Raw genomic sequence first — 20,945 nt, forward strand, 5'->3', positions numbered from 1 at the left:
GGTGCATCGGCCGGTGGCCGCTCTCGATCTGCTCGTCAGACAGCGCTGCGGATGAATCGGGCCGGTCTCGCTCGTCGACGCTCACCTGGTATCTCCGCTAAACAGTTCGGGCTTGGAGTGGCACCGAGACGGGCGGGAAGCTAGGACAACTCTCGCCTTGCACTGCTCGGCGCCGTCCGCCAGCACCCGTCCCGGGCCATGCGTCTACACAACCGCTGGCGGTCGCCGGTTCCCAGCGCGGCAACGGCGCAGAACTGACGCATCCCCATTGCGTCACGGCAGGCCGTGATCTGCCATCGCTTCCCCGCCGCCAGTCGATCTGCGGCTTGCTGCCGTCGGTGAGCCCGGAACAGCGCTAGGCCTTCGCCGCACTGGCACCATTCGCCGGGACCGCTCCGTCTTCGGTGCCACGAGCTGCAACCGGCCATCGGCCCGCTGCACGGTCTGCCGAACCGGCAAGGTGCCGGGGTCCAAGTCGATGTACGACCAGGCAGGGCCCCAGCACCTCGCCACGACGAAGCCAGACCGTCAAAGCGGCCCGCAAGCGGGCCGCGGCGGCCCGGCCCGGGCCCGCCGGCGACCTTCAGCCGGCATCGGCCGGGCCGGCCGGCAACGCTTACGAGCCCAAGAGCGGAAGACCTCGGGGCTCCGCCCCGAACCCCGACCCTCCTCGGAGATCCGCTTGAGCCCGCAGGCTCGGTGGCCGACCCGCAGAACGGAATCGTGAGAGCCTTTGCCGCCATGGGCGACTTCGAGCAAATCTACGTCTCGCACCACCAGTTCGTGGTCAGCAGCGACCCAGGCGATTACCTGGGGCTGTACACCGTTGGGGACGGCTTGGTGCATGTCACTGGCGCTGGAGCGCTCACGGTGATGACCGGTCCGCACTCCGCCCCGGTGCGGGTGCGGGTGGCGGTGCTGACCGAGGCGGCGGCACCGGACGACGGCTGGGACGCGGTGAGCGAGGCGACGCTGTGGCACTCGGGCGAGCACTTCTCGGTCCACGGCCTCATGGGCGACGCTCCGAACGCTTTCCGCTCCATCGCCGCGCCCGGGCCGGGACTGCTGCGGGTGCAGGTCCGTGCCCGTGACCGGCAGCCCGAGGGAAGCGCCGCGGAGGCGTACGAGGTGCTGGTCTGGCCTGTGCACGAGGATCTGGGCCTGCGCACGCTGCGCGACGACGGCAAGGAGTCGCCGTGGACCCAGCGGGCGGACAAGGCCGCCGCCTGGGCGATGGTCCGGCTGGTCACCGCGGCGAACCGGGGCACCGAGCCCCGCTTCGACATACGGCGTGCGGTGCCGCCGGGCTGGTCGGGCGTGCCGGACTTGGTGCTGCCGGCGGGCGAGGTGCTCGCGCGGCTGGAGGGCGGCCGTTGGCGCTGGTCGACGGTCGGCGAGCCGACGGCGACGGCGACGGCGACGGCGACGGTGCCAGACGAGTCCGACAGCGTCGTGGAGCGCGACGGCGACACCCTCGTGCACCGTGGTGTGCTCGCGTCCCAGGTGCCGCTGCTGGGCCTGGTCTGGGATCACCTGCGGCGCCACCCGGAGCCGCCGTATCCGTGGGAGCGGGAGTTGGCCGAGCGTGCCGCCAAGGCTGGCGCCGTCCGCCGCAGGCTGGAGGAGGCGGAGGCGCGCCGGTGGGGCGGGCGCTTGCCGTCGCAGCGGATCCGCTCGCTGCCGGCCAACGTGTGGAGCCTCGCAAGGATGGACCGCGAGCTGCTGGATCTACTTGAGGGGGCCACGCCGCAGCACCAGCGTGCGTTCGCGCTCTGGGCGACCCGCCGCGCATGTGCGGTGTCTCGCCTCGACACCGTCGACTGGATCGCCCATGCCCTCGCCGCCGTCGAGCTCGGCGACCCCACGCCCCCGCCCTTCGACGACATGGGCGCGACCTGGGAGCGGCTCTTCGCCGACCCGCGGGTGCCCAGCACGGTCGTCACCCTGCCGGACGGCACGCCCAACTGCTCTCAGCAGGCGATGGCGCTGCCGGCGATGTTCGCGGTGACGTACGAGGACCCGCTCGCCGCCGCGGTGGAGACGGTGTTCTGCGCGGCGATCGCACACGGACCTGAGCACCGGCGGCTGTTGTCGGACGCGCGGGCGCTTCTTGTCGGTCCGCCCGACCTCGGCGCCGGCCGGACGTAGGTCGCCGTGCCATCCACCTGCCAGTAGGCCGGCACCCCAGACGGTTACCACGGGGCACGAGCGGTCAAGCATTTCCTGTCTTGACCTCGTCCACCAGGTCCGGTGTTGGTCGTGATCTTCGTCCTGCCGAACTGACGCTCCGGGTCCAGCGCAAGGACGGCCAGTTAGTTGTACAGCCAGAAGGCGGCACAGCCGAAACATAGCGCCAGCAGAACGGCCGAGGCGAGCAGCAGCATGAGTAGTGTTAGCGGTTCGTTGCGCGCGTTCGGCGCAGACGGCTGCGGCGACGGACTGCCGTCGGCAGGCGCGGGGTCGGGCACGTCGTGATCATGTCAGACCCAACAGTGTGGCCGTACAGCCGAGACTGCCCGCAACCGCCGACGCTGCCCGACAACCACGAATCCCGCCGGACGCGCCATCGCCATCTGAGGCCAGCGGCTTGTGGCTCCCGGTCCGGTCGATCACCGCGACCCCCGTACAGGCCCGTCAACCGAACAGGTGCATTGACGGGCCGGTGGCTACCAAGCGGCTGGTGCGGCACGAAGGTCCTGCTCGACCCGTGCTCGTATCGCCGGCGCGTCGACGCTCAGGTCGCGCAGAATGGCGGCGGCGTCGCCGGCGTCGTCCTCGATGATCGCAAGCAAGAGGTGGCTGGTGCCCGTGTCGGGGTGCCGGTAGGCCAGCGAGATCTCCATGGCTCGTGCCATCGCGGTGACGACCTCGGTACCCGTGAACGGGTCGCCGGGGCGCTGGCTGCTCAGTTGACTGGCGAGCACCTCGGCCGGCGGCTCCTCGGGCCCGCCGCGACCTACGGCCAGCACGCGTAGGCGGTCGGCATCGACACCGTGGGCGCGCAGGACGGCCGCACCTCGGTTGCGGCTGCAATGATGGGCCGGTACCCGGAGTCGGGTCGCTTCGAGCGTGGCGTCGTGTGTGAGCATCGCGAGCAGGATGTGCAGTGGACCGATCACGTCATGGCCGAGCCGGATTGCCTGGCGTCTCGCCTCGAAGTCGACCGCGACGAGGATCGGGCCGAGGCGGCTGAGTCGAGATGCGCGCGCGAAGAACTGTCCCGCGAGTCGGTCGAGCAGCGACCCGGATTTCGGCCAGATCGCCAACCTTTCATTCTCGAGGTCCGGATAGGGCTCGTCCGTCGAGCGCATCGTCGGTTCCGCGCGCAACCGGTCAACGGCCTCCAGCCGGGAGTACTCGTAGGGGTAGACGTAGCGGGTCCCGTCGCAGCCGGGCAACTGCAGCATGCCGAGCACGAGATGGGACAGGTTGGCGAACGGTAGACGGTTGTCGCGCGCGCCCTGAAGCGCGCCGACCAGCGTTGTCCGAACGGCGTTCGTCCAAGATGGGCGGGGGCGCCTGCCCGGCACGTCGGACTTTCTGAGCCGCCGGTCCGGCTGGCGGTGGATTCTCCATTCGACCTCGCGCAGGACCGCCCGCACCTCCTGGTCGTACTCGCTGACCGCCTCGGACACCAGTTCGCCGACTGCCCGCCCCGCTGGAATACGGCGCGGATCGACGACCATCCGCATGAGGTTCGCACCGCTTGCGCCTGCAAGCAGCCACGGCGGGACCGACTTGGGGTACAGCGCCACCCGGCACAGCAGGTCGACGGTGCCGACGCTGCTCGCCCCGCGCCGCACCGCCGCTGAATACGCCTGCAGCAACACCCTCATCGGCATCGCGCCGAGCGCGACGAACGGCGGCTGCGCCTCGGCGGCGTTCGAGGCCTCCATGATCGTGACCGTAGGCGTCCACTGTCGGTGGCGCTACAGCCGTTCGTACCGCCGAGACAACACCCGCACACCTGCTGGCCGCGGCACGGATACCGCCGAGCTAGCCCCTCGGCGACACGCCGGGCACGGACCGTGATCCCCACCAGAAGCACGTGTTATTCTCCGGCGTCTATCTCCGTAGCGCGGACCCGGATCGGGTCGTTGTCGCAAAGGACTCCTCCCCGATGTCGGCCGTTCCCACTCCGACCACGCCGCCGACCCCGCTGGACAATCCGGCCGGCGGCGCGTTCACGCTCATCTTCACCACGATTCCCGCCCTGCTCCGGCTGACCTGCGGGCTGGCCGGCGCGGCGGTGGCGCTCGCGGTCCGCACCCCGCCGGTCGAGCCGGGGCTGCTGGTCCCGGCGGTGGCCGGGCTGACCGCCTGGTCCGTCTGGTACGCCGTGCGGGCGCTGCGGCACGGCGTCACCGCTGCGCTGGTGGCCGCCGACGTGGCACTGACCACCGCCACCTGCCTGGCGATCCCGCTGCTGGTGGCGCCGGAGGTGCTGCCCGGCGAGGGGAGCTGGGTCGCGGTGCTGGCCAGCACCACGGTGATCAGCGCCCAGGCCACCGCGCCGGCGCGCTGGTCGGTCCCGGCCGGGCTGCTGGTCACCGTCGGCTACGCGGCCGGCGCGTACACCGCCGGCAATCCCGACGAGGCCACCGCGCACACGGCGACCCTGCTGATGCAGACGGCCTGCGCGGCGATGATGACGGCGGTGATGCGGCGCCGGATCGGCCGGGCCGACCGCGGCTTCGCCGAGCACCAGCGGTTGACCCGGGAGGCGCTGGTCGCCCGGACCGCCCGGGACGCCGAGCGGCGGCAGAACCGGGACCTGCACGACACCGCGCTGGCCACGCTCACCATGGTCGGGTTGGGCGCGGTCGCCGGCCCCTCGGCGAGGCTGCGCCGGCGGTGCGCCGCGGACCTGCGCACCCTCCGGATGCTGGCCGACGCCAGGTCGGCCCCGGGCTGCGCGCCGGTGCCGCTGGACGACCGGCTGCGGGCGGTGCTCGACCGGCTGCCCGAGCTGCGGGTGACCGCCGAGCTGACCTCCTGCGTGGTGCCGGGGCCGGTCGCCGAGGCGGTCGCCGAGAGCGCGTACGCCGCGCTGTCCAACGTGGCCCGGCACGCCCCGGGCGCCACCGCCACGCTGCGGCTGGACCGCGCCGCCGGTACCGTCGCGGTCGAGGTCGCCGACGACGGTCCCGGCTTCGACCCACAGCAGGTGCCGGCCCACCGGTACGGCCTGCGCGAGTCGGTCCGCGGCCGGATGGCGACCGTCGGCGGGCGGGCGGTGGTCGACTCCGCGCCCGGCGCGGGCACCCGGATCCGGCTGGAGTGGTCCGATGTCCACTGAGACCGGCGCGACGGCGACCGGCGGAACGACGGGCGCGGCAGCCGACGCGACCACGGGCGCGGCGGCGGCCGACGGAGCGATCGGCACGGCGGCGGGTGGGACGACGAACGCGCCGGCCGGCGGGATCCCCGGGCCGCGGAGCCCCGCGGCCGGCGGCCCGGCGGCGGAGACGGGGGTACGGCAGGCGGCGGCCGCCGTGGCCAGCGCCTCCGACCGGGGTGCCCGGATCGTGGTGGTGGCGATCGCGCTCGCCTGGCACACCGCGATCGGGCTGCCCGCGGTGCTGGCGGCGCGGGCCGACCTCGCCGCGCCCGTGGTGGTGGCGGCCGGCTGGCTGGTGGTCGCGGTCACCGGCGTGCTGGCCGGCGTCCGGCTGCTGCGCGACGCCCCGCTGCCGGCCTGGCCGTTGGCCGCGCTGCTGCTGGTGGTCGACGCGGCGGTCTTCGCCGCGGCCGGCGAGCGGCAGCTCTTCACCGCCGCCAACTGGGTGTGGGGCACCCTCGGCTGGTTCCTCGTGCTGGTGCTCTGGGGGCGGCGGGCCCTCGGGCTGCTCGCGCTGCTGGCCGCGCACTCGCTGATCGCGCTGGTCGCCGTGCTCGGCCACGGCGCGACCACCCCCGCCGACCTGGCCCGCTACGCGATGTACGTGTACGGCACCTCGTCGCTGCCGATGGCGGTCTTCGTGGGCGGCGCGGTGATCGCCACGCTGGCCCGCGAGCGGGCCGGCGCCGCCGCGGCGGCGCACGCGATCGCGGCGGAACGGGAGGCCGCCGAGCGGGCCCGCCGGGACCGGCAGGAGCGACTGGCGCTGGTCAGCGGGACGGCCGAGGCGGTGCTCGCCGAACTCGCCGACGGCCGGGCCGACCCGGCCGACCCGGGCGTACAGCGCCGCTGCGTGCTGGCGGCGGCCCGGCTGCGCCGCCTCATCGCCGAGTCCGACGACGTGCCCGACCCGCTGCTGCACGAGCTGCGGGCCGCCGCGGACCTGGCCGAACGGAGCGGCCTGCCGATCGACCTGGTCACCATCGGCACGCCGCCGCCGTTACCGGTTGAGGTCCGCCGGCGGCTGGCCGACCCGCTCACCGCCGCCCTGACCGGTGCGCGGGACTGGGCGCGGCTGACCGTGGTGTCCGGACCGGACGAGGTGGTGGTCAGCCTGGTCGCGCCGGACCGGGACGGCCCGGACGGCAGCCGGCCGCCGCCGGACCACGACGGGGACGACCGGGTGGAACAGCTCTACGAACACGACGGGGAGATCAGATGGACGCAGACCCGGTGGCGGCGGTGACCGGCGAGCGACCGGTGGGCGTGGCGATCGTCGACGACCATCCGGTGGTGGTCGAGGGAGTGCGGGCCTGGCTGGCCACCGAACCCCGGCTGACCGTGCTGGCCACCGGCGACGACCCGGACGAGGTGCTGCGGGCCGCCCCGGCGGCCGACGTCGTCCTGCTCGACCTGCGGCTGCACGGCCGGATGGCGCTGGACAAGCTCGCCGAGCTGAGCGCGGCGGGTCGCCGGGTGGTGGTCTACTCCGAGCACACCGACCCGGACACCATGCTCGCCGCCCTCGACGCGGGGGCGGTGGCGTTCCTCGCCAAGCACGAGGGCCGGGAGCACTGCGTGGCCACCGTGCTGGCCGCGGCCAGCGACCGCCCGTACGTGCCCCCGGCGCTGGCCGGCGCGATCGTCGGCGACGCCCGCCCGGACCGGCCCGTCCTGTCGGACAAGGAACGCGAGGCGCTGCTGCTGTGGTTCCAGTCGATGTCGAAGGCGTCGGTGGCCCGCCGGATGCGGATCAGCGAGCACACCGTCAAGCAGTACGTCGACCGGGCGCGGATCAAATACACCCGGGCGGGGCGGCCGGCCGCCACGAAGGCGGCGCTGCTCGCCCGGGCGATCGAGGACGGGCTCATCCGGCCGGAGGAGATCGGCATCTACCGGTCACAGGCGTCCTACGACCGGCCGACCCCCTAACGGGCGTCATGACAGCGGTGTCGGGTTCGGCGACGCTCGGTGCGGAAGGTCGTCCGCTCCCGGAGGTCGTGACCATGCACGACGACGCGTCCCCGTTCTTCATCGGTCCGCACCGGTTCGACGCGCCGGACGACGACGTCGGCCCGGTACTGGACCGGCGTCACGAGCTGGTGCCCGAGCCCGGCGAGCGGGTGCTCTGGCGGCACCGGCTGCACGCGGCGGGCCACCTGCTCGGCCCGTCCGAGGGGTGGCAGCGCTGGACGCTGCCGGCGCCGGTGGCGGTGACCGTCACCGACCGGCGGTTCGCGTTCGCGGGCACCGGGTCGCAGCTCGCCGTGGTCGGCCGGCCGGACGACACCGCCCGGCACCGCCGCGGCGCCCGGGGGCCGGGCCTGGTCAGCGGTCAGATCCGCTGGCAGTGGCCGTCCCGCCTGGAATTGGTGCCGCCCGGCCCGGACCGACCGGCCCAGCTGCTGATCGTCTGCGACGCGCTGCGCACCATCTGGCAGCCGGCGCTCGCGCTGGCCGGCCCGGCCGACGAGGTCACCGACCTGGCCCGGCAGGTACGCCGGTCGGTGGCCACGTTCCGGCTGACCCGGCCGCAACTGGTCGACCTCTCCCCGGCGGAACGGGACGTGCTGCGGCTTCGCGCCGGGGGCGGGCCGCTGGCCGGCGACGGACGGATCACCCTGCCCGGGTCACTGCCGGTCGAGTTCCGCTCCCGGGACGACTACTACCATCCGGAGCGATCGGACTCCGGGTCGCGCGGGCCCGCAGCCGGCGCAGCATGCGGGCGTCGGTGAACCCGACCGTACGGGCGGCGGCCTCCACCGTGCTGCCGTGCCCGATCAGGTGCTCGGCGCGTTCCACCCGCAGCAGCTGCTGGTAGCCGAGCGGGGTCAGCCCGGTGGCCTGACGGAACAACCGGGTGAGGGTCCGCTCGGCGACCCCGCCCGCGGCGGCGAGGTCGGCCAGCGGCAGCGGCTCGGCGAACCGGGAGTCGATCAGATCCTGCACCCGGTGCACCGCGTCGGACAGGTGCGAGCGGTGCCGCATCATGGCGCTGGCCTGCTGCTCGTGGCCGTTGCGCCGGGCGTAGACGACCAGCGTCCGGGCGATCCGGGCGGCCGCCGACGGGCCGTGCCGGGTGGCCACCAGGTGCAGCGCCACGTCGATGCCGCTGGCGATGCCGGCCGAGGTGACCACCCGCTCGTCGACCACGTAGAGCACGTCGCGGACCACCTGGGCCGCCGGGAACCGGCGGTCCAGGTCGTCCTGCACGTCGTGGTGGGTGGTGCAGCGCCGGCCGTCGAGCAGGCCGGCCCGGCCCAGGGCGTACGCGCCGGCGCAGACGCTGGCCACCGTCCCGCCCCGGGCGTGGTGCTCGGCCAGCCGCCGCAGGTCGGCCGGGCCGACCGGCCCCTGCGGGCCGTGCGCGCTGACCCGCCACCCGGGCACCACCACCAGGTCGTCGCCGGTCAGCTCGGGCCAGTCCAGCCCGGCCACCAGCGGCACGCCCTGCACCGTCGGGACCTGCGGCCGGTCGGCGACGTAGTGCAGCCGGTAGTCGTATCCGAGGTCGGCGGCGGTGGAGAAGACCTGGGCCGGCCCGGCGAGGTCCAACAGGTGCAGCTGCGGGACGAGCAGGAAGACGACCCGGGCCATCGGTTCAGCCCCGGGCGCCGGCCGGGACCGCGCCGGTCACCTCGGCCACCGTGCGGATGGTGGCGAACCGGCCGGCCAGCGCGTACTCGGTGCGGGCGATGATCTCCTCGTTCGACAGGGTGCGCGGGTCGGCGAGGAGTTCGGCCAGGGTGGCGGTCTCCGGCAGGTCCCGGTGCGGGGTCGGGAAGGTCACCGTCGCGTCGGTCACGAAGGTCATCTCGTAGCCCAGGTCGCAGCCGACCCGGGCGGTGGTCTCCACGCACTGCTCGGTGCGGATCCCGCAGACGGTGATCTCGCGGATGCCGGCCAGGGTCAGCAGCTGCTGGAGGTTGGTGGTGGTGAACGCGTTGTGCGAGGTCTTCACCAGGGTCGGCTCCCCGGCCGCCGGGGCCAGCCCGTCGATCAGCCGGACGTGCCCGTTCGCCGGGTCGAAGACACCGCCGCTGCCCGGTTCGGCGTGCAGGACCCAGACCACCAGGTCGCCGCGGTCGCGCGCCGCGGCGACCAGCCGGTCGACCGCGCCGACGATGTCGGGGTTGGAGGCGTACGCCCAGATCGGTCGCTGCCGGAACGACTCCTGGACGTCGATGACGACGAGTGCTGCTCTGCTCATGACCTGAATCCTGGCTGGCCGGGGCGCCGCGATGGCAGACACCATCCTGCCCCGCTGCGGAACGATCCGGCCACATGCCCGGCTCTGCAACGGGAGACCGGGTCAGGCCGTGGAGGTGCGGCGACCGCCGGCGTCGAGAGCGGCGGCCTCCTCGGGGGTGGGGGCGGTGCCGCCAAGGTGCGCGGGGAGCCACCAGCGGTCGTCCGGGCCGGCCGGCGCCTCCGGGTACTCCCGCTGGGCGCGGTCGACCAGCGCGTCCAGCCGGGTCTTCAGGTCCGCGGTCATCGCGTTCGTGTCCGGGTAGCCGGCCGGGTCCATCGGCTCGCCCACCATGATGGTGATCGGGGTGTGCCGGCGGGTGAGCGTGCGCGGCCGGCCCTTGGTCCAGAGCCGCTGGGTGCCCCAGAGCGCCACCGGCAGCACCGGCACGCCGGCCTCCTGGGCCATCCGGGTGGCGCCGCTCTTGAGCTCCTTGACGGTGAACGAGCGGCTGATCGTGGCCTCGGGAAAGACGCCGACCACCTCACCCCGGCGCAGCGCGCTGACCGCCGTCGCGTACGACCCGGCGCCCGCCCGGCGGTTCACCGGGATGTGCCGCATCCCGCGCATCAGCGGACCGGAGACCTTGTGGGTGAACACGGACTGCTTGGCCATGAAACGGACCAGCCGCTTCGCGGGGTGCGCACCCAGGCCGCAGAAGATGAAGTCCAGGTAGCTGACGTGGTTGCTGGCCAGCACCGCCCCGCCGGTGCGCGGGACGTGGTGGGCGCCGTCGATGGTGATCTTCAGGTCGAGGACCCGGAACATCGCCTTGGCGGCGGCGATCACGGGCGGATACACGAGTTCCGGCATCCGCAGACGGTACCCTGCCCGGCTGGGAGTCACGCCAGGGCCGAGCGTGGTTCCGGTCCCCCGGCGCCGGGTCCGCCGGGCCTGCCCCGCCCGCCCGGTTTCTGCCCGTCGCAGAGCGGACGGGCGCACGGCCGCCGGCGGGGGCACGATGGCGGGATGACCGAACGCGCGGTGCTGCTCTGGATCCACGGCGGTGGCTGGCGCGCCCGCTCGACCGAGGACGGCGTGGCGCTGGCCCGGTACGGGCTGCGGGTGGTGCCGGCGACCTACCGGCTGGTCGACCGGGCGCACTGGCCGGCCCAGCTCGACGACGTACGCGAGGCGGCACGGCGAGCCCGCGCGGCGGCCCCGGGTCGTCCGCTGCTGGTGGCGGGCGACTCGGCCGGCGGCACGCTCGCCCTGCACCTGGCGCTGCGCGGGGTGGACCGGCCGGACGACGTGACCGCCGGGCTGGCCTACTGGCCGGCCGTCGACCCGCTGGCGGTGGACTGGCGGCGGCTGCGCGGCGGCGACGACCCGTGGGCCGGGCTGCTCGGCCACCCGCCCGCCGCCGGCGACCCGGCGACCGTGGACGCCACCGTCACCACGCACGCCGGCAACGGGGTGCCGGTGCTGCTGGTGCACGGAGTCGCCGACCGGTCGGTGCCGGTCAGCCAGACGGTCGACCTGGCGGCGGCGCTGCTGGCCGCCGGGCACCCGGTGCACAGCTGGCTCACCCACGGCGGGCACGCGCTCGACCTGCGCCGGCCGGACCTGGCGGCGGTGACCGGGGCGTTCCTGGACACCGTCCTGCCGACCGGCTGACGCGGACCCGCCGGCGGCCGAGGTGGCCGCCGGCGGGTCGGACGATCCGGTCAGCCGGCCGCCGGCTCCTCGATCTCGAGCCGGCCGCGGGCGAACGCGTCCACCCGGCCCCACCGGCCCGGGATGTCCAGCACCTCGATGCGGCCCATCCCGATCGGCAGCCGCGGCTCCACCGCCAGGTGACCCTCGTGCGGCTCCAGGCCGAGCATGGTGCGCAGCAGCAGCATCGGCGTGCCGGTCGACCACGCCTGCGGGCTGCACGCGGTGGGGTACTCCACCGGGAACTTCGTCAGCTCGCGCGGGTAGCCGCCGAACGCCTCCGGCAGCCGGCCCTGGAAGTAGGTCGCCGCGTCCAGGATGCCGCTGGCGATGGTCGCCGCCTCCTCCGCGAAGCCGTACCGGCGCAGCCCCCAGGCGATGAACGAGTTGTCGAACGGCCAGATGGTGCCGTTGTGGTAGCCGATCGGGTTGTAGCGGACCTCCCCCTCGGCGAGCGTCCGCACCCCCCAGCCGGAGAAGAGCCGGGGACCGACCAGATGGTGGGCGATCTTCTCGGCCCGGTCGTGGTCGACGATGCCGCTCCACAGCAGGTGCCCGACGTTGGAGCTGAGCACGTCGCACTGGCGGCCGTCCGGGTCGAGGGCCAGCGCGTAGTACTCGCCGTCCTCCACCCAGTAGTCGCGGTTGAACCGCTCCTTCAACTGGGCCGCCTCCCGCTCCAACTGGTCGGCGTAGTCGGGGTCGCCCCAGAACTCGCGGGCCAGCCGGGCGGCGCGCATCTTCGCGTCGTACGCGTACCCCTGCACCTCGCAGGTGGCCCGGGGGAACGGAGGCAGCTTGCCGTCCCGGTAGGAGACCGAGTCCCAGGAGTCCTTCCAGCACTGGTTCTCCAGGCCGGTGTCGCTGTTGCGCCGCTCGTACCAGATGTAGCCGTTGCCGACCAGGTCGGCGTAGTCGTCGACCCACTTCAACGCGGCCCGCGACTCCCGCTCCAACTCCTTGACCAGCGCGACGTCGCCGGTCCACTTCTCGTACTCGTCGAGCAGCACCACGAACAGCGGGGTGGCGTCCACCGAGCCGTAGTACGGCGTGTGCGGCTGCTCCTCGAAGGCCGCGGTCTCGCCGTAGCGCATCTCGTGCAGGATCCGCCCCGGGTCCTCGTCGCGGAAGTCGTCGAACCGGGTGCCCTGCAACGCGCCCAGGATCCGCAGCGTGGTCTTGGACAGCTGCGGCGTGAAGGGCAGGGTCTGCAAGCAGGTGAGGATGCTGTCCCGGCCGAACATGGTCATGAACCAGGGCAGACCGGCCGCCGGCAGCGCCGCCCCGCCGAGGGAGATCGGCGAGAAGCGCAGCGCCGCCAGGTCGATCAGGCTCCGCCGGTAGGTCGAGGCGAGCCGGCCGTGCTGGCTGTTCACCTTGGGCGCTTCGGCGATCCACTTCTCGAGGTCGTGCTGGAGGGCGAGCCGCTCGGTGCCGTGGGCACGCAGCCCCATCCGCAGGTCCCGGCCGCCCGGCCCGATCGCCAGGGTGTGCACCATGATCGAGGTGCCCCACTGCTCGTTGGGCTCCAGGTGGATGGTGTACGCGAAGCCCTGCCGGTCGTAGCGGGCCGGGGCGGACGAGGAGATGCGCGTCTCCCGCCGGAAGTTGCCCCGGCGGTAGCCGAGCCGCAGGCAGTTCGCCTCGGCCTCCGAGTAGAGCTCACCCTTCTTGTTCAGGATCTCGTCCTTGACCTGGAACAGGTCGGCGAAGTCGGCCGCCGCCTCCATCCGGATCTCCAGGTCGACCGGCTTCTCGTCGTGGTTGAGGATGGTGATCTGTTCGCGGAAGCTGCCGCCGATCGCGCGTTCCCGGATGACCGACAGCTTCGCGTCGATGTAGTGCGTCGCCATCCCCGGTACCAGGAAGAACCGGGCCTCGTAGTACTGGAGGTCGTCGTAGGAGAGGGAGTTGAGCCGCTCCCCGTTGATGGTCAGCACCCAGGTGGACAGGTAGCGCATGTCGAGGGAGAAGAGTCCGGTCGGCTCGGTCGGCGTCGCCTCGATGTCCCCGGTGTCCTCGGAGACCACGAAGGTGTTGCCGTCCAGGATCCGGATGGTGTTGCTCTGCCCCATCAGTGCGTCCCCCTCTCGAAGCGCCGGCGTGGCCCGCGGCTGTCCGGCGGGCTCGGGAAGAGCCGCTCGACCTGCACCACGAGCCGGGCGTCGCCGGTCACCGTCATGTCCCCCCGGAACAGCGCCGCGATCCCGTTCTCCCGTCCGGTGGCCAGGTCCTCGAAGAGCGCCGGGGTGGTCCCGATGACGGTGTCCGCCTCGGCGTCCTCCTGGCTCACCTCGATCCGGCCCCGGTCCATCCGCAGCAGCCAGTGCGTGGTCTGCGCCCCCTCGTGCAGGTCGAAGCGCAGGGTTCCCGTGGTCTTCGCCAGCACAGGTTCGAAGCCCCGCCGGTCGAGCTCCTCGAAGAACCTCGTGGTCGCGTCCACCGGTCCTCTCCCCCCGTCGGTCGGTCCCCGCCCGCCGGCCCGGCGGGCGTGTGTCACGTACGTCCCACCTGCCGACGTTCGGCATCCGTGCACGGGTCCCCGGCCGGGGCGGCGTCAACCTCGCCCGGATCGGGTGAGCCGACGACCGGTTGTCGCGGCCGCCCAGTGGCCTCCGGAGAAGCCGGACGCAGTGCGGGAGGTCGGATGGCGAAAGGCGGACCCGAGGTCAGCCGGGAGTGATCTGGCCACTGGACGACCGCGGCGCCGCCCCCGGGTGCTCACCCGCCCCGGGTGCTCACCCGCCCCGCCGCCGCGCCGCGTCGGCACGACGGGCGGGCCGGAGCGCCGCGACGCCGGCCCCCGGGTGGGGAACCGGCGTGCCGCGGCGGACAGGTCAGTTGTTCGGGTCTTCGGCGCTGATGTCGGCGAGCACCGACTGGGGCTCCCGTTCGACCGCGAGGTCCCCCATGGACACCAGCCCGACCAGGCGCCCGTCGTCGACGACCGGCAACCGGCGGACGGCGTAGGTCCGCATCAGGTCCGCGGCGGCCACCGCGTCGTCGTACTGGCTCACCGTCACCACGTCCTTGCTGGTGATCCGGTTGAGCGCGGTGGTGTTCGGGTCCAGGTTCTCGGCCACGCCCCGGACCGTGATGTCCCGGTCCGTAACGATACCGACCACGTTGTCACCGTCGGTCACCACCACGTCGCCGATGGCGCTGTCGCGCATCTCCTGCGCGGCCGCGGTGAGCGTGTCGTTGCCGTCCATCGTCACCAACCGGGTCGTCATGAACTCTCCGACCGTTGTCATGGTGCTCCCCTCTCGGTTCGGCACCGGCCGTCTACCCGCCGCCCCGCCGGGGTAACGCCCCGCTCTCGCGCCGCGCTAGCGTGGCGGCGTGAGCGGGGACGAGCACGAGCTGGCCGGGCTGGTCCGGCGCAGTCCGTGGGTGCTGCGGGCACTGGCCGTGGTGCGCGACTCGGGGCTGCCGGACGCCTGGATCGGTGCGGGGACGTTGCGCGACCTGGTCTGGGGCGAGCGCTACGGGGACGGGTTCGATCCCGGCGCGGTGCGGGACGTCGACGTGGTCTTCTTCGACCCCGGCGACCTGACCCGCGCCAACGACCACCGGGCCACCGCCCGGCTGGCGGCGGCGTGGGCCGAACCGCCCTGGGAGGCGCGCAACCAGGCCGCCGTGCACACCTGGTACGCGGACAAGTTCGGCGGCGAGCCGATCGCGCCCTACCGGAGCGTGGCCGAGGCGGTGGCCACCTGGCCCGAGTACGCCACCGCCGTGGCGGTACGCCTCGACGCCGCCGACCGGATCGAGGTCTGCGCCCCGTACGGGCTGGCCGACCTGCTCGGCGGCATCTGGCGGCACAACCCGGCCCGGGTGGACGTGGCCCGGTCCCGGCAGCGGCTGGCCCGGCACCGCCCCGCCCAGCGCTGGCCCGGCGTCACGGTGATCGGCCCCGGCTGACGGGTCAGCCGCGCGGCGGTGCGCCGTAGACGCGCTCGACGTGCAGGCGCAGCACCAGCCGCCGTTCGGCGACCATCGCCCGCCGGTAGTCGTCCCAGTCCGGGTGTTCGCCCTGGATCGACCGGTAGAGCCCGACCAGTTCCTCGACCGTGGCGTCGTTCGGATCCGCGGCGACCGGGCTCAGCTCGGCGCGCGCGTCCGCCACCGCGTACGCCCAGCCGTCGTCGCTGCCGACGTGGAAGCTGGCCCGCGGGTCCCGGCGGAGGTTGGCGGTCTTCGCCCGGTCGTCGGTCACCGAGACCCGGATGAGATCGCGCTCCCGGTCGTAGGCGTAGACCACGGTGGACAGCTGTGGCCGGCCGTCCCGCCGGACGGTGGCCAGCACCCCCATCCACCGCCCGGCGATCAGGTCGGTCAAGGCCCGCTGGGTCCGGTCGTCCGGCACGGCATCCTCCTCGTCGCGCTGTCCCGCCGCTTTCATTCCAGCACCGCGGCGGGTCAGCGCAACTCGGCGACCACCAGTTCGGCGATCTGCACGGCGTTGAGCGCGGCGCCCTTGCGCAGGTTGTCGTTGGAGCAGAACAGCGCGAGGCCGTGCTCGACGGTCTCGTCGGCCCGGATCCGCCCCACGTAGGTCGGATCCTGACCGGCGGCCTGCAGCGGGGTGGGCACGTCGTTCAGCGCCACGCCGGGCGCGCCGGCGAGCAGCTCGCGGGCCCGCTGGGGGGTGATCGGCCGCGCGAAGCGGGCGTTGACCTGGAGCGAGTGGCCGGTGAAGACGGGCACCCGGACGCAGGTGCCGGAGACCTTCAGCCCGGGGATGTCCAGGATCTTGCGGCTCTCGTTGCGCAGCTTCTGCTCCTCGTCGGTCTCCTCGGAGCCGTCGTCGACGACCGAGCCGGCGAGCGGGAGCACGTTGAACGCGATCGGCTGGGTGAAGGAGCGCGGGGCCGGGAACTCCACGGCGGCCCCGTCGAAGGTGAGACCGCTGGCGTGCTCGGCGACCTTGCGGACCTGCTCGTCCAGCTCGGCCACGCCGGCCAGGCCGGCGCCGGAGACCGCCTGGTACGTCGAGACGACCAGGCTGACCAGCTCCGCCTCCTCGTGCAGCGGGCGCAGCACCGGCATCGCCGCCATCGTGGTGCAGTTCGGGTTGGCGATGATGCCCTTCGGGCGTACGGCGGCGGCGTGCGGGTTGACCTCGGCGACGACCAGCGGCACCTCCGGGTCCATCCGGAACGCGGAGGAGTTGTCGATCACGACCGCGCCGGCGGCGGCGACCCGGGGGGCGAGGTCCTTGGCGGTGCCCTTGCCGGCCGAGAAGAGCACGATGTCCAGGCCGGCGTAGTCGGCGGTGGCCGCGTCCTCCACGGTGATCTCGCCGTCGCGCCACGGCAGCGTACGCCCGGCCGACCGGGACGAGGCGAACAACCGCACCTGCTCCGCCGGGAACTCCCGCTCGCCCAGCACCTGCCGCATCACGCCACCGACCTGGCCGGTGGCCCCCACAATGCCGATCCTCATGCCCGCGAGGCTACCCAGCCCGGCCCCGGGATCGGGAACGCTTTCCCACCGCCCGGGCCGACGCCACCCCCGGCCGGGCGGCGCCGACCGACGGACCGGGAGCGTACGCCCGCCGCAACGACGCCGCCCGTCCACGCTCCGCCCCGGAAGATTCGCGGGCCACCGCCGCCCCCCCACCGCAGCATCGCCACCCCCGGCCCTCGGCACCGAGCCCGGAACGCCCACACCCCCGCCCCCACCCGAGCGCGACCCACATCACACACCCGACCGCCCGCCGAGGACGCGAACGCCGCACGCCCGAGCGGACCGGGCCCACGACGGAAGGGTGGCCCGCCGTGACCGGCGCAGGGATCAAGCCTGACCGCCCGGAGCCGGGCACGGCGGGCCACACCCCACCCGGACCACCGCGGGCGATCCGGGTGGGGTCAGGCGCATGCAGCCGTCAGGGTGCGGCGTCGACGATCTCGCCGAGGCCGGTGGCCGCCAGGTCGTCCCGGATCAGCGCGGCGTCCCCCTCCACGACCAGGGTGAGCGACTCCGGGTGCAGGTGTGCCGCGGCCGCACCGGAGACCTGGTCGACCTCCGCGGCGAGCAGCGACTCCCGCAGCCGGGCGTGGTAGTCGTCCGGCAGGTCGTGCACCACCAGCGTGGTCAGCGCGGAGGCGATCGCCCGCGGGCTCTGCAGCTCGACGGAGAGCTGGCCGGCCCGCCAGGACCGGGCCACCGCCAGCTCGTCCTCGGTCACCCCGCCGGCCTGGGTACGGGTGATCTCGCCGACCGCCTCGACCAGCGCCGGCGCGGTCACCGCGGTCTGCACGCCGGAGCTGACCGCGAACCGGCCGAACCGGCGGGACGAGGCGAAGTCGCCGCGGATGCCGTACGTGTAGCCGCGCACCTCGCGGATCAGGTGGTTGAGCCGGGAGGTGAAGGCCCCGCCGAGCACGGTGCCGGCCAGCGTCATCGGCACGTGGTCGGGGTGGGCGCGGTGCGGGGACGGGTGCCCCAGCCGCAGCGTGGACTGCACCGAGCCGGGCCGGTCCACCAGGATGATCCGCCGGCCGGCGCGGGTGGGCACCGCGATCGGGCCGCCCCGGTCGATCGGGCCGCCGCCGGTGCCGGCGAACGCCGCCGCGCCGAGCGCGTCCAGGTCGAGCCGGTCCAGGTCGCCGACCACGATCAGCGTGCCGGGCCGGATGAACCACTCGGAGTGGAAGACCGTGACGTCCTCCGCGTCGAGCGCGGCCACCGAGTTCGGGTCGCCGTACATCGGGCGGCCCCAGCGGTTCTCCGCGCCGAACAGGTCGGCGCGCAGCGCCGCGTCGGCCCGGGGGCCCGGGTTGGCCCAGTCCATCCGCAGCGCGGTCGCCTCGTCGTCGCGGACCCGGCGCACGTCGGTCGGGTCGAGCCGGGGCGTACGCACCGCCTCGGCGAGCAGTTCCACGGCGGCACCCAGCCGGTCCACCGGCACCTGCACGCTGACCTGGAACGAGTCCCAGTCCAGCCCGGTCACCAGCTCGGTGCCGAGGGCCTCGATCGCCAGCGCGTACGCCGTCGCGTCCCGCTGCGCGGTGCCCTCCTCCAGGGCCTTGGCCAGCACCCCGGCGAGCCCCTCCTTGCCGGTCGGCTCGCGGGCGGCACCCGCGTCGAGCAGCAGCAGCGCGACGGCGAGGTTCTGCCCGGGCAGGTGCGCGGCGACGACCTGACCGCCGGCCACCGCGCGGCGGACCACCGGCGGGAACCGGTACGGGCGGGCGGCGCCCGGGCCGGGACGGTGGGTGATCAGCGTCATGACGTCTCCTCCGGCAGGTAGGTCAGAGTCGCCCGGTCGGCGGCGCCGAGCACCTCGGCGGCCGCCTCGGCGACCTGCTCGGCGGTCACCGCGAGCCACGCCGGCAGCCGCTCCGCGGCCTTCGCCGGGTCGCCGAACTGGGTGGCGTAGCGGCCCAGCGTGTCCGCCCGGCCGTCCACCGTGGACATCTGCCGCCACCAGGCGGTGGTCAGCAGCGACTTCGCCCGGTCCAGCTCGGTGGCGGTGACCGGCACGGTGGCCAGTTCGTCGACCACCTCGGCCAGGCCGGCGGCCAGCCGTTCGCCGGTCACCCCGGGGCGGGCGGTCGCGGTGGCGATCAGCGGCGCCGGGGCGTGCGCCAGGTCCACCCCGTACGCCCCGACCAGGTCCGGCTGCGCGATCCGCTCGCCGTCGGCGAGCCGCTGGTAGAGCCGGCTGCCCCGGCCGCTGCCGAGGATGGCGGCCAGCACGGTGAGCACGTCGTAGCCGGGGCTGCCGAAGGGGTAGGTGCGGTGCGCCACGTAGACCCGGGGCGCGGGCACGTCGCCGGTGACCGTCTCCACGGCCGGCCGGCCGGTCGCCGGGACGACCTGACCGTCCGGTGCGGCCGGGATGTCGGCCCGGGCCGGGATCGCGCCGAAGTACTTGTCGGCCAGCGCGAAGACCTCCGCGGCGGAGGCGTCGCCGACGACGGTGAGCACCGCGTTGTTCGGCGCGTAGTAGGTCTGGTGGAACGCCTGGAAGATGGCCAGGTCGGCGGCGTTCAGGTCGGCCATCGAGCCGATCGTGGCGTGGTGGTAGGGGTGGCCGGGCGGGTAGAGCAGCGGCAGCAGCCGCAGCCAGGCGTCGCCGTACGGGACGTTCTCGTAGCGTTGCCGCCGCTCGTTCTTCACCACGTCGCGCTGGTTGTCCAGGGTGTCCTGGGTCAGCGCCGGCACCAGCCCGCCCATCCGGTCGGCCTCCAGCCAGAGCGCCAGTTCCAGGTGTTCGGCCGGGACCGTCTCGAAGTAGTTGGTGCGGTCCGGGTTGGTGGTGGCGTTCAGCGAGCCGCCCGCGCCCTGCACCAGCTTCATGTGCTCGGTCTTGGCCACGTTGACCGAGCCCTCGAACATCAGGTGCTCGAAGAGGTGGGCGAAGCCCGTCTGCCCCTCCGGTTCGTGCCGTGAGCCGACGTCGTACCAGAGGTTCACCGCGACCGCGGGGGCGGTGCGATCCTCGCTCACCACCACGCGCAGGCCGTTCTCCAGTCGGGTCGTCTCGATGGGCCAGGGGTAACCGCTGTCGGGCATGGCACGACGCTATCCGATCTCGCGGACGGAACGGTGACGCGCCGCCGGCGACCGGCGGGGGGCCGGACACCGGGCCGCGAGGCATCGACCGGGGGCGGCCGGGTACCGGGGAGGACATGTCCCTCTCGACCGGTACCGACCGGGCCGGTGCCGTCCTGGAACGGGCCACCGCCGCCCTGACCCGGCTGCGCCGCGCCCGCCTGCTGCACCCGCTCGGCCGCTCGTTCACCGGCGAGGTGACCATCTGGGGCGTGGCCGGGCCGCCGACCGGAGTCGGCATGTTCGACCGGCCCGGCCGTTACCCGGCCACCGTCCGGCTCTCTAGGGGCGTGCCCACGCCGGAGGGCTGGCCGGACGTGCTGGGCGTGGCGGTACGGATGCACCGGGGCGGGGAGCGCCCGTTCGACCTGCTGGCCAGCTCCAGCTGCGCGGCGCCGGTGCTGCGCCACCTGCCGCTGCCGCGCCGCCGGTTCGCCGGGACGTACAGCTCGATCATGTCCTACCGGGTGGGCCGGCGCCGGCTCTGGCTGGCCGCGCTGTCCGACCCGGACTCCGTCGACCTGGGCCGGAGCCTGGCCGAGGTGGCCGCGGCGACCCGGGCGGACGCGCCCCGCCTGGTGCTGGCGATCGCGTCGGCGGTGGGGCCGTGGCGGCCGATCGGTCAGGTCGCCCTCGGCGACCAGCTCGGCGCCCGGGAGGACGCCGCGCTGGCCTTCGACCCGATCGGCAACCTGCCGGCCGGGCTGCGGGCGCGGGGCCCGCTCGCCTGGGTACGCGAGCACACCTACCGGGGCTCGCGGCGGGCCCGGGGCGCCCGGGTTCAGTCCGGCGGCTCGCTCGGGGTCACCGTCTGATCCGACGTCCGCCGTTCCAGGAAGGTGTCCGGGGCGGCGTTGCGGTCCTCCTCCCGGATGTCCGACTCGTCGAGGACGGCGTCCGCCTGCGCCACCGGATCGTCGCTGCCGACCGCCGCCTCCTCCGGCAGCAGGTGCGCGCGGGACTCCACCCGTTCCTGGTCGCTCTGCTCGTGCGTCATGCCGGTCCCATACCCGGGGCGCGTGCCGGGCACGCCCGGGACACCTCCGCCGCGCGGCGGCCGGGTCGGTGCCCCGGGGTCGGCTCCGGCGCGCTCCGGCCGGTGAACCTCCGCGACGAGCGGTGAGCCCCGCCGCC

General features: G+C 74.3%; 21 protein-coding genes. 8 read left to right on the plus strand and 13 right to left on the minus strand.

Annotated elements, in window-relative coordinates:
* The first annotated feature begins 723 nt into the window (after window positions 1-723).
* Window positions 724-2,148 carry a hypothetical protein gene (locus ACVCAH_RS20725; protein WP_447137817.1) on the plus strand — a complete coding sequence of 475 codons (1,425 nt, stop codon included), beginning with the start codon at window positions 724-726 and terminating at the stop codon, window positions 2,146-2,148.
* 164 nt (window positions 2,149-2,312) lie between these two features.
* Here ACVCAH_RS20725 and ACVCAH_RS20730 read toward each other — a convergent pair whose 3' ends face one another.
* A complete protein-coding gene (locus tag ACVCAH_RS20730) occupies window positions 2,313-2,468 on the minus strand; it encodes a hypothetical protein (RefSeq protein ID WP_447137818.1) in 156 nt (51 codons plus the stop codon).
* Window positions 2,469-2,666: 198 nt separating this feature from the next.
* On the minus strand, window positions 2,667-3,896 hold the full coding sequence (locus ACVCAH_RS20735) for a Clp protease N-terminal domain-containing protein (protein WP_447137819.1): 1,230 nt from the start codon (window positions 3,894-3,896) through the stop codon (window positions 2,667-2,669).
* A 224-nt stretch (window positions 3,897-4,120) separates the two neighbouring features.
* On the opposite strand from ACVCAH_RS20735, the gene ACVCAH_RS20740 reads away from it, so the two are divergent.
* From ACVCAH_RS20740 to ACVCAH_RS20755, 4 genes are all read left to right on the plus strand, one after another.
* A complete protein-coding gene (locus ACVCAH_RS20740; protein ID WP_447137820.1) occupies window positions 4,121-5,299 on the plus strand; it encodes a sensor histidine kinase in 1,179 nt (392 codons plus the stop codon).
* A 79-nt stretch (window positions 5,300-5,378) separates the two neighbouring features.
* Window positions 5,379-6,587, plus strand: coding sequence for a hypothetical protein (locus ACVCAH_RS20745; protein WP_447137877.1), 1,209 nt, complete (start codon window positions 5,379-5,381; stop codon window positions 6,585-6,587).
* Entirely contained in the window at window positions 6,560-7,273 is a 714-nt protein-coding gene (locus ACVCAH_RS20750; RefSeq protein ID WP_447137821.1) for a response regulator transcription factor, read from the plus strand. The genes ACVCAH_RS20745 and ACVCAH_RS20750 overlap by 28 nt, the downstream gene beginning before the upstream one ends.
* A 74-nt stretch (window positions 7,274-7,347) precedes the next feature.
* Window positions 7,348-8,076 carry a hypothetical protein gene (locus tag ACVCAH_RS20755; protein WP_447137822.1) on the plus strand — a complete coding sequence of 243 codons (729 nt, stop codon included), beginning with the start codon at window positions 7,348-7,350 and terminating at the stop codon, window positions 8,074-8,076.
* Here ACVCAH_RS20755 and ACVCAH_RS20760 read toward each other — a convergent pair.
* The 3 genes from ACVCAH_RS20760 to ACVCAH_RS20770 all read right to left on the minus strand — a co-directional run bounded on the left by ACVCAH_RS20760 (window position 7,958) and on the right by ACVCAH_RS20770 (window position 10,403).
* Window positions 7,958-8,938 (minus strand): GlxA family transcriptional regulator, encoded by a 981-nt coding sequence (locus ACVCAH_RS20760; protein WP_447137823.1) that lies wholly within the window; start codon window positions 8,936-8,938, stop codon window positions 7,958-7,960. The genes ACVCAH_RS20755 and ACVCAH_RS20760 overlap by 119 nt on opposite strands.
* A 4-nt stretch (window positions 8,939-8,942) precedes the next feature.
* Window positions 8,943-9,551 (minus strand): isochorismatase family protein, encoded by a 609-nt coding sequence (locus tag ACVCAH_RS20765; protein ID WP_447137824.1) that lies wholly within the window; start codon window positions 9,549-9,551, stop codon window positions 8,943-8,945.
* Window positions 9,552-9,653: 102 nt separating this feature from the next.
* Window positions 9,654-10,403, minus strand: coding sequence for a lysophospholipid acyltransferase family protein (locus ACVCAH_RS20770; protein ID WP_447137825.1), 750 nt, complete (start codon window positions 10,401-10,403; stop codon window positions 9,654-9,656).
* Between the two features lie 156 nt (window positions 10,404-10,559).
* Between ACVCAH_RS20770 and ACVCAH_RS20775 the strand changes: the two genes are divergently transcribed.
* Complete coding sequence (locus tag ACVCAH_RS20775) at window positions 10,560-11,207, plus strand: alpha/beta hydrolase fold domain-containing protein (RefSeq protein ID WP_447137826.1); 648 nt, start codon at window positions 10,560-10,562, stop codon at window positions 11,205-11,207.
* 50 nt (window positions 11,208-11,257) lie between these two features.
* Here ACVCAH_RS20775 and ACVCAH_RS20780 read toward each other — a convergent pair whose 3' ends face one another.
* The 3 genes from ACVCAH_RS20780 to ACVCAH_RS20790 form a co-directional block, all read right to left on the minus strand.
* A complete protein-coding gene (locus tag ACVCAH_RS20780) occupies window positions 11,258-13,321 on the minus strand; it encodes an amylo-alpha-1,6-glucosidase (protein ID WP_447137827.1) in 2,064 nt (687 codons plus the stop codon).
* Window positions 13,321-13,689, minus strand: a complete 369-nt coding sequence (locus ACVCAH_RS20785) for an SCP2 sterol-binding domain-containing protein (RefSeq protein ID WP_447137828.1) — start codon at window positions 13,687-13,689, stop codon at window positions 13,321-13,323. The genes ACVCAH_RS20780 and ACVCAH_RS20785 overlap by 1 nt, the downstream gene beginning before the upstream one ends.
* Window positions 13,690-14,083: 394 nt before the next feature.
* Window positions 14,084-14,500: a CBS domain-containing protein gene (locus ACVCAH_RS20790; protein WP_447137829.1), complete on the minus strand. Its 417-nt coding sequence runs from the start codon at window positions 14,498-14,500 to the stop codon at window positions 14,084-14,086.
* Window positions 14,501-14,588: 88 nt separating this feature from the next.
* Here ACVCAH_RS20790 and ACVCAH_RS20795 point away from each other — a divergent pair, with 88 nt between their 5' ends.
* The gene (locus ACVCAH_RS20795) at window positions 14,589-15,170 is read left to right on the plus strand and encodes a nucleotidyltransferase family protein (RefSeq protein ID WP_447137830.1); all 582 of its coding nucleotides are present in this window, start codon (window positions 14,589-14,591) and stop codon (window positions 15,168-15,170) included.
* 4 nt (window positions 15,171-15,174) lie between these two features.
* On the opposite strand, the gene ACVCAH_RS20800 is transcribed toward ACVCAH_RS20795, so the two are convergent.
* The 4 genes from ACVCAH_RS20800 to ACVCAH_RS20815 all read right to left on the minus strand — a co-directional run bounded on the left by ACVCAH_RS20800 (window position 15,175) and on the right by ACVCAH_RS20815 (window position 19,772).
* A complete protein-coding gene (locus ACVCAH_RS20800) occupies window positions 15,175-15,615 on the minus strand; it encodes a PPOX class F420-dependent oxidoreductase (RefSeq protein WP_447137831.1) in 441 nt (146 codons plus the stop codon).
* Window positions 15,616-15,668: 53 nt separating this feature from the next.
* Window positions 15,669-16,694 (minus strand): aspartate-semialdehyde dehydrogenase, encoded by a 1,026-nt coding sequence (locus ACVCAH_RS20805; RefSeq protein ID WP_447137832.1) that lies wholly within the window; start codon window positions 16,692-16,694, stop codon window positions 15,669-15,671.
* Window positions 16,695-17,136: 442 nt separating this feature from the next.
* Window positions 17,137-18,483 carry a M16 family metallopeptidase gene (locus ACVCAH_RS20810; RefSeq protein ID WP_447137833.1) on the minus strand — a complete coding sequence of 449 codons (1,347 nt, stop codon included), beginning with the start codon at window positions 18,481-18,483 and terminating at the stop codon, window positions 17,137-17,139.
* Complete coding sequence (locus tag ACVCAH_RS20815; RefSeq protein WP_447137834.1) at window positions 18,480-19,772, minus strand: M16 family metallopeptidase; 1,293 nt, start codon at window positions 19,770-19,772, stop codon at window positions 18,480-18,482. Before ACVCAH_RS20815 ends, ACVCAH_RS20810 begins: the two co-directional genes overlap by 4 nt.
* A gap of 116 nt (window positions 19,773-19,888) precedes the next feature.
* Between ACVCAH_RS20815 and ACVCAH_RS20820 the strand changes: the two genes are divergently transcribed.
* Window positions 19,889-20,626: a phosphodiesterase gene (locus tag ACVCAH_RS20820; protein WP_447137835.1), complete on the plus strand. Its 738-nt coding sequence runs from the start codon at window positions 19,889-19,891 to the stop codon at window positions 20,624-20,626.
* Here the strand turns inward: ACVCAH_RS20820 and ACVCAH_RS20825 are convergent.
* Window positions 20,593-20,808 (minus strand): hypothetical protein, encoded by a 216-nt coding sequence (locus ACVCAH_RS20825; protein ID WP_447137836.1) that lies wholly within the window; start codon window positions 20,806-20,808, stop codon window positions 20,593-20,595. The two genes, ACVCAH_RS20820 and ACVCAH_RS20825, sit on opposite strands and share 34 nt — an antisense overlap.
* Window positions 20,809-20,945 lie beyond the last annotated feature (137 nt).

This window comes from Micromonospora sp. LZ34 (assembly GCF_052981855.1).

Excerpts from the sequence above, each read along its gene's own strand:
- ACVCAH_RS20805 (WP_447137832.1), bottom strand. The coding sequence starts at position 16,694 with ATGAGGATCGGCATTGTGGGGGCCACCGGCCAGGTCGGTGGCGTGATG.
- ACVCAH_RS20780 (WP_447137827.1), bottom strand. The coding sequence starts at position 13,321 with ATGGGGCAGAGCAACACCATCCGGATCCTGGACGGCAACACCTTCGTG.
- ACVCAH_RS20765 (WP_447137824.1), bottom strand. The coding sequence starts at position 9,551 with ATGAGCAGAGCAGCACTCGTCGTCATCGACGTCCAGGAGTCGTTCCGG.
- ACVCAH_RS20810 (WP_447137833.1), bottom strand. The coding sequence starts at position 18,483 with ATGACGCTGATCACCCACCGTCCCGGCCCGGGCGCCGCCCGCCCGTAC.
- ACVCAH_RS20825 (WP_447137836.1), bottom strand. The coding sequence starts at position 20,808 with ATGACGCACGAGCAGAGCGACCAGGAACGGGTGGAGTCCCGCGCGCAC.
- ACVCAH_RS20820 (WP_447137835.1), top strand. The coding sequence starts at position 19,889 with ATGTCCCTCTCGACCGGTACCGACCGGGCCGGTGCCGTCCTGGAACGG.
- ACVCAH_RS20760 (WP_447137823.1), bottom strand. The coding sequence starts at position 8,938 with ATGGCCCGGGTCGTCTTCCTGCTCGTCCCGCAGCTGCACCTGTTGGAC.
- ACVCAH_RS20790 (WP_447137829.1), bottom strand. The coding sequence starts at position 14,500 with ATGACAACGGTCGGAGAGTTCATGACGACCCGGTTGGTGACGATGGAC.
- ACVCAH_RS20740 (WP_447137820.1), top strand. The coding sequence starts at position 4,121 with ATGTCGGCCGTTCCCACTCCGACCACGCCGCCGACCCCGCTGGACAAT.
- ACVCAH_RS20755 (WP_447137822.1), top strand. The coding sequence starts at position 7,348 with ATGCACGACGACGCGTCCCCGTTCTTCATCGGTCCGCACCGGTTCGAC.
- ACVCAH_RS20735 (WP_447137819.1), bottom strand. The coding sequence starts at position 3,896 with ATGGAGGCCTCGAACGCCGCCGAGGCGCAGCCGCCGTTCGTCGCGCTC.
- ACVCAH_RS20815 (WP_447137834.1), bottom strand. The coding sequence starts at position 19,772 with ATGCCCGACAGCGGTTACCCCTGGCCCATCGAGACGACCCGACTGGAG.
- ACVCAH_RS20775 (WP_447137826.1), top strand. The coding sequence starts at position 10,560 with ATGACCGAACGCGCGGTGCTGCTCTGGATCCACGGCGGTGGCTGGCGC.
- ACVCAH_RS20750 (WP_447137821.1), top strand. The coding sequence starts at position 6,560 with ATGGACGCAGACCCGGTGGCGGCGGTGACCGGCGAGCGACCGGTGGGC.
- ACVCAH_RS20770 (WP_447137825.1), bottom strand. The coding sequence starts at position 10,403 with ATGCCGGAACTCGTGTATCCGCCCGTGATCGCCGCCGCCAAGGCGATG.